At 68.6% G+C, this 9,754-nt stretch carries 9 protein-coding genes and 1 pseudogene; 4 read left to right on the forward strand and 6 right to left on the reverse strand.

Features of this window, described 5'->3' with window-relative positions; genetic code table 11:
- Positions 1–17 precede the first annotated feature (17 nt).
- Positions 18–638 (reverse strand): aa3-type cytochrome oxidase subunit III, encoded by a 621-nt coding sequence (ctaE, locus tag ACTWQJ_RS09515; RefSeq protein ID WP_443306184.1) that lies wholly within the window; start codon positions 636–638, stop codon positions 18–20.
- 191 nt (positions 639–829) lie between these two features.
- On the opposite strand from ctaE, the gene ACTWQJ_RS09520 reads away from it, so the two are divergent.
- Entirely contained in the window at positions 830–1,231 is a 402-nt protein-coding gene (locus ACTWQJ_RS09520; protein ID WP_443306185.1) for a hypothetical protein, read from the forward strand.
- A gap of 105 nt (positions 1,232–1,336) precedes the next feature.
- Here ACTWQJ_RS09520 and ACTWQJ_RS09525 read toward each other — a convergent pair whose 3' ends face one another.
- From ACTWQJ_RS09525 to ctaC, 4 genes are all read right to left on the reverse strand, one after another.
- Entirely contained in the window at positions 1,337–2,608 is a 1,272-nt protein-coding gene (locus tag ACTWQJ_RS09525) for an Ig-like domain-containing protein (RefSeq protein WP_443306186.1), read from the reverse strand.
- A gap of 142 nt (positions 2,609–2,750) precedes the next feature.
- A complete protein-coding gene (locus tag ACTWQJ_RS09530) occupies positions 2,751–3,149 on the reverse strand; it encodes a cytochrome c oxidase subunit 4 (protein WP_443306187.1) in 399 nt (132 codons plus the stop codon).
- A complete protein-coding gene (ctaD, locus tag ACTWQJ_RS09535; RefSeq protein ID WP_443306188.1) occupies positions 3,146–4,879 on the reverse strand; it encodes an aa3-type cytochrome oxidase subunit I in 1,734 nt (577 codons plus the stop codon). Before ctaD ends, ACTWQJ_RS09530 begins: the two co-directional genes overlap by 4 nt.
- Complete coding sequence (gene ctaC / locus ACTWQJ_RS09540) at positions 4,876–5,835, reverse strand: aa3-type cytochrome oxidase subunit II (protein ID WP_224734462.1); 960 nt, start codon at positions 5,833–5,835, stop codon at positions 4,876–4,878. Before ctaC ends, ctaD begins: the two co-directional genes overlap by 4 nt.
- A 268-nt stretch (positions 5,836–6,103) precedes the next feature.
- Here ctaC and ACTWQJ_RS09545 point away from each other — a divergent pair, with 268 nt between their 5' ends.
- Positions 6,104–7,480, forward strand: coding sequence for a cysteine desulfurase/sulfurtransferase TusA family protein (locus ACTWQJ_RS09545; protein ID WP_443306189.1), 1,377 nt, complete (start codon positions 6,104–6,106; stop codon positions 7,478–7,480).
- Positions 7,481–7,504: 24 nt separating this feature from the next.
- Here ACTWQJ_RS09545 and ACTWQJ_RS09550 read toward each other — a convergent pair whose 3' ends face one another.
- Positions 7,505–8,479 (reverse strand): carbohydrate kinase family protein, encoded by a 975-nt coding sequence (locus tag ACTWQJ_RS09550; RefSeq protein ID WP_443306190.1) that lies wholly within the window; start codon positions 8,477–8,479, stop codon positions 7,505–7,507.
- Positions 8,480–8,662: 183 nt separating this feature from the next.
- Here ACTWQJ_RS09550 and ACTWQJ_RS09555 point away from each other — a divergent pair, with 183 nt between their 5' ends.
- Complete coding sequence (locus ACTWQJ_RS09555; protein WP_224734465.1) at positions 8,663–8,872, forward strand: hypothetical protein; 210 nt, start codon at positions 8,663–8,665, stop codon at positions 8,870–8,872.
- Between the two features lie 145 nt (positions 8,873–9,017).
- Positions 9,018–9,754: pseudogene (locus ACTWQJ_RS09560) on the forward strand (hypothetical protein); the annotation flags it as partial.

Below are 9,754 nucleotides of genomic sequence, written 5' to 3' on the forward strand. Positions count from 1 at the left end.
TCGGGAGTCGGTCCCGGCTACTTGATCATGTAGATCGTGGCGAAGAGGCCGATCCAGACGACATCGACGAAGTGCCAGTAGTAGGACACGACGATGGCGGCGGTCGCCTGCTCGTGAGTGAACCTCCGAGCCGCGTAGGTACGGCCGAGGACCAGCAGGAAGGCGATGAGACCGCCCGTCACGTGCAGGCCGTGGAAGCCGGTGGTCAGGTAGAACACCGAGCCGTACGGGTCGGAGGACAGCGAGAGGCCCTCGTGCTTGACCAGCTCGGTGTACTCGTAGACCTGACCGCCGATGAAGATCGCACCCATGACGAAGGTGAGGATGAACCAGCCCCGGAGCTTCTTCACGTCACCGCGCTCGGCGGCGAACACGCCGAGCTGGCAGGTGAGGGAGGAGAGCACCAGGATCGTGGTGTTCGTCGCCGAGAACGGGAAGTTCAGGGCGGCGGCCTTCTCCGACCAGAAGTCGGGTCCGGTCACCGATCGCAGGGTGAAGTACATCGCGAAGAGGGCCGCGAAGAACATCAGCTCGGAACTCAGCCAGATGATGGTTCCGACGCTGGTGAGGTTCGGCCGGTTGACCGACGGGTGCGCGTGCCCGGTATCTACTGTCGTTGCTGTCGCCACGACCGACATTATGTCGGTCGCTTATCCCGCCCTCACTCCGGGGGGTGCCGTTCGGAGTGTTCGCAGCGTGTGGACTGCCCGTATGGCCCATCGAAGACGTGTCCGAACCGGTGTTGACGAGGTGTTCAAGGGAGTAGCATCCGCGGCATCGGGCCGTTCCGTCCGGCCCTTCCGTACGACACTGACGTCTCGGAGGAAGCATGCAGCCGACCGCCACGGTGCTGGTCTACAGCGACGACTCCAACACGCGCGCGCAGGTGCGGTTGGCCTCCGGCCGGAGGCCGGCTCCTGACGTCCCTGTCGTGGAGTTCGTCGAGTGTGCGACTCCGGGTGCCGTCATCAGGGAGCTGGACAAGGGCGGGATCGACGTCTGTGTGCTGGACGGTGAGGCCGTGCCCCTGGGGGGCATGGGGGTGTGCCGGCAGATCAAGGACGAGGTGTTCAACTGCCCGCCGGTGCTGCTGCTCATCGGGCGGCCTCAGGATGCGTGGCTGGCTACGTGGAGTCGGGCTGATGCGGCGGTGACGTTGCCGGTGGAGCCGGTGGAGTTTGCGGGGGCGTTGGCTTCTCTGTTGCGGCAGAAGAGGTTGGCTCGCGCCTAGGCACTCCGTTGGTTCTGCGGTTCGGCGGCTGCGGACCGTTGGGGTTGCTCGCGCCCACGCGGCGGAGCCGCATATTGAACACAGCCCCGCGCCCCTTCGGGGCGCTCACACAGCCGTTGGTCGCAGTCTTGGCGTCTCCTTGGAGCCCGGGCCCTCCGGGTTGCCGACTACCAACGCGCTGCCCTGGCGCCACTTCTTCCAGTCGAGGTTCCAGTCGCCGTAGCCGTTGCCGAAGGGTTCCATCATCTTGCCGTTGGAGTTGACGACCTGGACCACATCGCCCTCGCGGACGTTCTCGTAGAACCAGCCCGCGTTGGTGGTGTTCATGCCGATGCAGCCATGGCTGACGTTGGCGGAGCCCTGGTCGCCGACGGACCACGGGGCGGCGTGCACGTACTCGCCGCTCCAGGTGACCCGCGTCGCGTAGTAGACGGGCAGGTCGTACGACTCCGAGGTGCCCTCGGCGATGCCGACCGTGGTGCCGCGCATGCGTACGAAGTACTCCTTGCCCAGGACGACCTTGACGCCGTTGCGGGTCTCGAAACCCGACTTGCCCATGGTGATCGGGATGGAGTTGATCTCCTTGCCGTTCTTGTAGATCGTCATCCGGTGGGTGTTGGCGTCCCCGACGGCGATGACCTGGTCACCTGTGGTGATCTTCAGAGGCTTCGCCGGGCCGCCCCAGAGGCGGTCGCTGATCTTGATGCCGTCCAGGTTGCTGCGGATCCGGATGGTGGCGTGGGCGGGCCAGTAGTCCTTGGGGCGGTAGTGGAGCTTCTTGTCGTCGACCCAGTGCCAGGAGCCCTCCACCGTGGGGGTGGACTCCACCTTGAGGGCGCGTTCGACGATGGCGCGCTGAGCCCTGTCCCTGACGGGCTGGTTCAGGTCGGCGGTGATGGGCTGGCCGACGCCGTACGTGCCCGCCATGGGGCCGAAGGTGACGTTCAGTCGCTTCTTGGCGCGGGGCTTGCCGGTGTCGAAGGTGAGGACCCGGCGACCAGGTGCCCCGTCCTCGTCCTCGGTGCTCACGCGGACCGTGTAGTGGGCGTCCGCGGCCAGCGGGGAGGTGCTGTGCCAGCGGCCGCCGTCCGCGGAGAGCTCGCCGGAGACGCGGCGTCCTGCGGCGTCCATGGCCGTGACGTCCGTGATACGGCCCTCTGAGGCATCGGCGGTGACCTCCAGGGGCTTGTCCGGCTCGACCTTCTTCCTGGTGTCGGCGGGGCCGTTGAAGGCGATCAGCTCCGCCGCGTCGTAGGGCTCGGCGGACAGCGGGTGGCCATCGCTGCCGCAGGCGGTGACGCCCGCACCTAGAGCGATGACCACCAGCGTGCAACCGGCGACTCTGCGGGTGCCCCGAAGGTGTGCAGTGTGGCTCATGACCTCACGCTATGGAGCTTCGTCAACGTCGGCGCGGTGAGTCGTCCGGACGAGGGAGTGAGGGGCTGAGAAAGGGCTGGGGAAAAGGGGAAGCCCGGACGCTCCTGACGGAATGTCCGGGCTTCCCGACGCTCAGCGCGTCCTACTGGGTGCGGTTCTCACCGCGGTAGTACTCGAAGACCCAGCCCCACAGGCCGACCAGCAGGATCGGCGCGGAGAAGTACATCAGCCACCAGCCGACCGCGATGCCGAGGAAGGCGAGGGCGCCACCGATGCCCAGCGCGAGCGGCTGCCAGCTGTGCGGGCTGAAGAAGCCCAGCTCGCCGGCGTCGTCCGCGACATCGGCCTCCTTGTTGTCCTGTGCACCGGTGTCGACCCGCCGGGCCGTGAAGCCCAGGTAGAAGCCGATCATGATGGACAGGCCGAAGGCCAGGAAGAGGGCCGTGGTGCCGGCCGGCTCCTTCGACCACACGCCATAGACGATCGCCATGGCGAGGATGAAGACACCCAGCCACATGAACATCTTGCCCTGGATTCTCACTTGCCGGCCTCCTTGCCACCCGCGAGGGCGCTGGCACCGTGACCGCCGTGCCCGAGCTCCTCGAGGGCGGCGATGTCCGGGTGATGCAGGTCGAACGCCGGGGATTCGCTGCGGATCCGCGGCAGGGTGAGGAAGTTGTGCCGCGGCGGCGGGGAGGAGGTGGCCCACTCCAGGGAGCGGCCGTAGCCCCACGGGTCGTCGACGCCGACCGGCTTGCCGTACTTGGCCGTCTTCCACACGTTGTACATGAACGGCAGGAGCGACAGGCCGAGCACGAACGAGCTGATCGTCGAGATCGTGTTCAGGGCGGTGAAGCCGTCGGCGGCCAGGTAGTCCGCGTAACGGCGCGGCATGCCCTCGGCGCCCAGCCAGTGCTGGACCAGGAACGTGCCGTGGAAGCCGATGAACAGCGTCCAGAAGGTGATCTTGCCGAGGCGCTCGTCGAGCAGCTTGCCGGTGAACTTCGGCCACCAGAAGTGGAATCCGGCGAACATCGCGAAGACGACCGTACCGAAGACGACGTAGTGGAAGTGAGCCACCACGAAGTACGAGTCGGAGATGTGGAAGTCCATCGGCGGCGAGGCCAGGATGACACCGGTCAGACCACCGAAGGTGAAGGTGATCAGGAAGCCGGTCGCCCAGAGCATCGGTGTCTCGAAGGACAGCGAGCCCTTCCACATCGTGCCGATCCAGTTGAAGAACTTCACGCCGGTCGGGACGGCGATGAGGAACGTCATGAAGGAGAAGAACGGCAGGAGCACACCGCCGGTGACGTACATATGGTGGGCCCACACCGTCACGGACAGACCCGCGATCGCGATGGTCGCCGCGATCAGACCCGAGTAGCCGAACATCGGCTTGCGGGAGAAGACCGGGATGATCTCACTGATGATGCCGAAGAACGGCAGCGCGATGATGTACACCTCTGGGTGGCCGAAGAACCAGAAGAGGTGCTGCCAGAGCAGGGCTCCGCCGTTGGACGCGTCGAAGATGTGCGAGCCGAACTTGCGGTCCGCCTCCAGCGCGAACAGGGCCGCCGCGAGGACCGGGAAGGCCAGCAGGACCAGGACACCGGTCAGCAGGACGTTCCAGGTGAAGATCGGCATGCGGAACATGGTCATGCCCGGGGCGCGCATGCAGATGATCGTGGTGATGAAGTTGACCGAGCCGAGGATCGTACCGAAGCCGGACAGCGCCAGACCCATGATCCACATGTCCGCGCCGACACCCGGCGAGCGGACCGCGTCCGACAGCGGCGAGTAGGCGAACCAGCCGAAGTCGGCCGCACCCTGCGGGGTGAGGAAGCCGCCCACCGCGATCAGCGAGCCGAACAGGTACAGCCAGTAGGCGAACATGTTCAGCCGCGGGAACGCCACGTCCGGGGCGCCGATCTGCAGCGGCATGATCCAGTTCGCGAAACCGGCGAACAGCGGCGTCGCGAACATCAGCAGCATGATCGTGCCGTGCATCGTGAACGCCTGGTTGAACTGCTCGTTCGACATGATCTGCGTGCCCGGGCGGGCGAGCTCGGCGCGCATGAAGAGCGCCATCACGCCGCCGATGCAGAAGAACGCGAACGACGTGACGAGATACAGCGTGCCGATCGTCTTGTGGTCAGTGGTCGTCAGCCACTTCACCACGACGTTGCCGGGCTGCTTGCGCCGGACGGGCAGCTCGTTCTCGTAGGAGCCGGCCTCGGCGGCACCCGCGGGTTCGTTGAGGATGCTCACAGCTGGTTCGTCTCCCGGTTCTTCTCGTGGCTCGTCTGCGCGATGCCGGCGGGAACGTAACCGGTCTGCCCCTTCTTGGCGAGGTCCTTGAGGTGCTGCTCGTAGCGCTCCGGCGAGACGACCTTCACGTTGAACAGCATCCGGGAGTGGTCGACGCCGCACAGTTCGGCGCACTTGCCCAGGAAGGTGCCCTGCTTGTTGGGGGTCACCTGGAAGGCGTTGGTGTGGCCCGGGATGACGTCCTGCTTCATCAGGAACGGCACCACCCAGAAGGAGTGGATGACGTCACGCGAAGTGAGGACGAAGCGGACCGTCTTGCCCTCGGGCAGCCACAGCGTGGGGCCGGGGTTGCCGGTCTGCGGGTTCCGCTCACCCGGCGTACCGCAGGTGTAGACCCCACCCGCGTCCGCGGGGAAGTCCTTCTTGTACCGGTCCGGAACGGCGTCGAGTTCCTTGGCGGTCTTGGCGTCGCCCGTGGAACCCTCGACGTTCTCGATGTAGTTGAAGCACCAGCTCCACTGGAAGCCGACCACGTTGACCGTGACGTCGGGCTTCTTCGACATGTCGAGGAGCTTCGACTCGTCGCGGGCCGTGAAGTAGAAGAGGACCGAGACGATGATGATCGGGACCACCGTGTACAGCGCCTCGATGGGCACGTTGTACCGGGTCTGCGGAGGAACCTCGACCTTGGTGCGGCTGCGCCGGTGGAAGATGGCACTCCACAGGATCAAGCCCCACACCAGCACGCCGACGGCGAGCGCGGCAGCCCAGGATCCCTGCCACAGGGAGAGGATCCGCGGAGCCTCTTCCGTGGTGGGGGTGGGCATACCAAGGCGGGGGAAGTCCTCATATGTGCAACCGGTAGCGGTCGCCAGGACCAGGCCCGCGGTCAGTGCCTGCAGCAGCTTCCGCCGCATCGGGCGCCGCGGCGAGCGGTCGGAGCCGTTGGGACTCACGTAGCGCCTTCCCGAGAGTCTCGCCCGCGCGTCGGCTGCGGCCTTCTCGCTGGTCGGTCGCCGCCCTGCGTCGGGCAGGGGTTTGGATGTTTATGCGGACCAAACCCTACTGGACGCTATTTGGGGTCGCGCGGGGAGGGTACCCAACGCGCCGCGGGTCACCCCGAAGGGATGCCGTGCCCATCTGGGGGACGACCCCCGGACCCCCGAGTGCCCGCCTCCGGACCGGTTCTGACACCTCCTCCGGAGCAGGAGTTAGCGTGGGCATGTGCCCTACTTCGATGCCGCTTCCTCGGCCCCGCTCCATCCCGTGGCCCGCCAAGCCCTGCAGGCCTCCCTCGATGAGGGGTGGGCCGATCCCGCGCGTCTGTACAGGGAGGGGCGCCGGGCCCGCATGCTGCTGGACGCGGCGCGGGAGGCGGCCGCGGAGGCCGTGGGGTGCCGGGCGGACGAGCTGGTCTTCACCACCTCCGGGACCCGTGCCGTGCATACGGGTGTCGCAGGGGCGCTGGCGGGGCGGCGGCGGGTCGGACGACACCTGATCGTGTCGTCGGTCGAACACTCCTCGGTACTGCATGCGGCGGAGGTGCACGAGACGGACGGTGGGACGGTCACCCAGGTCGCGGTGGGCCGGACGGGGGCCGTGACACCGGAGGCGTACGCCGCGGCGCTGCGGCCCGACACGGCGCTGGCGTGTCTGCAGTCGGCCAACCACGAGGTCGGCACCGTGCAGCCGGTGGCCGAAGTGGCCGGCGTGTGCCGGGAGGCGGGGGTGCCGCTGCTGGTGGACGCGGCACAGTCGCTGGGCTGGGGCCCGGTGGCGGGCGACTGGTCGCTGCTGACCGCGAGCGCCCACAAGTGGGGCGGACCGTCGGGTGTCGGACTGCTGGTGGTCCGCAAGGGAGTGCGCTTCGCTCCGCAAGGGCCCACGGACGAGCGGGAGTCGGGGCGGGCGGCCGGGTTCGAGAACATTCCGGCGATCGTGGCCGCGGCCGCTTCCCTGCGCGCCGTACAGGCGGAGGCTGCCGAGGAGGCGGGACGGCTGCGGGAGCTGACGGACCGGATCCGGGCGCGGGTGCCGGAGGTTGTGGGGGATGTGGAGGCGGTGGGTGACCCGGTGCGCCGGGTGCCCGGGATCGTCACCTTCTCCTGTCTCTATGTCGATGGGGAGACTCTGCTGCACGAGCTGGACCGCTCCGGCTTCTCCGTCTCGTCCGGGTCGTCCTGTACGAGCAGCACACTGACGCCGAGCCATGTGCTCAAGGCGATGGGGGTGCTGAGCGAGGGCAACGTCCGGGTGTCGCTGCCGTCCGGGGCGTCGGCGGAGGATGTCGAGCGGTTCCTGCAGGTGCTGCCCGGGGCGGTCGCCGGGGTCCGGGAGAAACTGGGGGCGCCCGCTCCCGAGACGGCCGTACGGGGGGACTCCCTCGTCGTGGACGCGGTGGGCAAGCTCTGCCCGATCCCGGTCATCGAACTGGCCAAGGTCATCGGCGACGTGCCGGTGGGCGGCACTGTGCGCGTACTGGCGGACGACGAAGCGGCACGCCTGGACATCCCGGCGTGGTGCGCGATGCGGGGGCAGGAGTACTTTTTTGCGGACCCGGCGGACCAGGGCTCTGCCTATGTGGTCCGCCGGTTGGCCTAGGGTCTGGCCCCCGGCGGACCCTGGTCAGCTCAGGTGCGCCCTGACGTCGTCGGCGGCGTCATGGCCGTACGCCTTGATGAAGCGGTCCATGAAGTGGGCGCGGCGCAGCGCGTACTCCTGGGTGCCGACCGTCTCGATGACCAGCGTGGCCAGCATGCAGCCGACCTGCGCGGCGCGCTCCAGGGAGACGCCCCAGGCGAGGCCGGACAGGAAACCGGCGCGGAAGGCGTCGCCGACGCCGGTGGGGTCGGCCTTGCGCTCCTCCTCCGGGCAGCCGACCTCGATGGGGTCCTCGCCGGCCCGCTCGATGCGTACGCCGCGGGAGCCGAGGGTGGTGACGCGGTGGCCGACCTTGCCGAGGATCTCCTCGTCCGTCCAGCCGGTCTTGGACTCGATGAGGCCCTTCTCGTACTCGTTGGAGAAGAGGTACGTCGCCCCGTCCAGCAGTATCCGGATCTCCTCGCCGTCCATCCGGGCGATCTGCTGGGAGAAGTCGGCGGCGAACGGGATGGACCGGGAGCGGCACTCCTCGGTGTGCCGGAGCATCGCCTCCGGGTCGTCGGCGCCGATGAGGACGAGGTCGAGGCCGCCGACACGATCCGCGACGGTCTTCAGCTCGATCAGTCGGGCCTCGCTCATGGCGCCGGTGTAGAAGGAGCCGATCTGGTTGTGGTCGGCGTCGGTGGTGCAGACGAAGCGGGCGGTGTGCAGCGTCTCGGAGATGCGCACGGAGGCGGTGTCGACGCCGTGCCGGTCCAGCCAGGCCCGGTACTCGTCGAAGTCGGAGCCCGCGGCGCCGACCAGGACCGGCCGGGTGCCGAGCTGGCCCATGCCGAAGGCGATGTTGGCGCCCACGCCGCCCCGGCGTACATCGAGCTTGTCGACCAGGAACGACAGCGAGACCGTGTGCAGCTGGTCCGCGACGAGCTGGTCGGCGAAGCGGCCGGGGAAGGTCATGAGGTGGTCGGTGGCGATGGAGCCGGTGACTGCGATGCGCACGGCGTGGAATCTCCCGGGTGGAGGGGGTTGACAGTCCACGCTACCGAATGGGGGCGGGGGCGCTGAAGCAGATGGCCGAGGACGGCCGGTTGTGCCGCAACGGGCGTGGGTGGCGTTGAAGCAGGTAAAACTACCCGATAGTAGATCTTTCTTCGCGGGCCTCGGCGTGCCTACGGTTTCATCATGACGAATATCGACGCCCCTGCTCCCGCCCCAGCCGACCTGGAAGGCGACCTGGCGTCGCTGCGCGGCGACTGCGCCCGGATGGCTCCGCACTGGACGGTCCCCGACCGGATCGCCACCCGTCCGGTCCCGCCCTCGCTCATCCACGGTGTGACCGTGCCGCCGAAGTCGGCGCGGCTGCTGGAGGCGATGTCGGACTACGGCGACTGAGCCGACCCGCCCGGGAACCGTGTGCTCCCCCGCTGCGTCCCATCGCTGTCCCCTGTAAAGGGGATACGGGATACGACCCATCAGCGGCCCCCTTCCGGCAGGGCCGGGTCACCAGGGACAGCTGTGCAGCCGAAGGAGCGATGCGGTGAACACCGAGCGGCCCGACAACGACGACGTCTCGGGCGAGACCGGCACCACCGAGCCGACCGAGGACGCGCGGGGCGCTGCGGAGGCTTCGGGGACGGCGGATGCGTCTGTTTCGGAGGCGCCGGAGCCTGCTTCGGAGGCCTCGGACAGGGTGGACGTGTCTGTTTCGGAGGCGTCGGACACGGCAGACGTGTCTGCTTCGGAGGCCTCGGACACGGCAGACGTGTCTGCTTCGGAGGCCTCGGACACGGCAGACGTGTCTGCTTCGGAGGCCTCGGACACGAGCACCGGTGAGTCCGAGGGCGACGGCGACCCCCGGCCCGCCCGGCGTCGCTCCCCCGCGGTCATCGCGTCGGTCGCTGCCGCGGTGCTGCTCGTCGGGGGTGGCGGGGCGTATCTCGCCGCGTCCGCCGGTGGTGGGGCGGGCGGTGGTGCGGGGTCCGGGGTGCCGGCGGGGGACGGTACTCCCCCGCCGCTGGCCCTCGACGGCTACTCCGAGGGCGCCACGAACGGCATCGCCCCCGGTGAGCCCGACCCGAACGGCGTCACCTACCGGGCCTCCGGCGCACTCCCGGACGGCCCCGGCTCGGCGTCCGTGTACCGGGCGACGGGTGAGGTCACCAAGGCGGAGGTGACGCGGCTCGCCAAGGCGCTCGGCCTCGACGGGACGCCGGTCAGCGAGGGGCAGGCGTGGCGGATCGGGGGCCAGGACGGTCAGGGGCCCAGCCTCCAGGT

The organism is Streptomyces sp. KR55 (assembly GCF_052245645.1).
GTDB lineage: Bacteria > Actinomycetota > Actinomycetes > Streptomycetales > Streptomycetaceae > Streptomyces > Streptomyces flavusporus.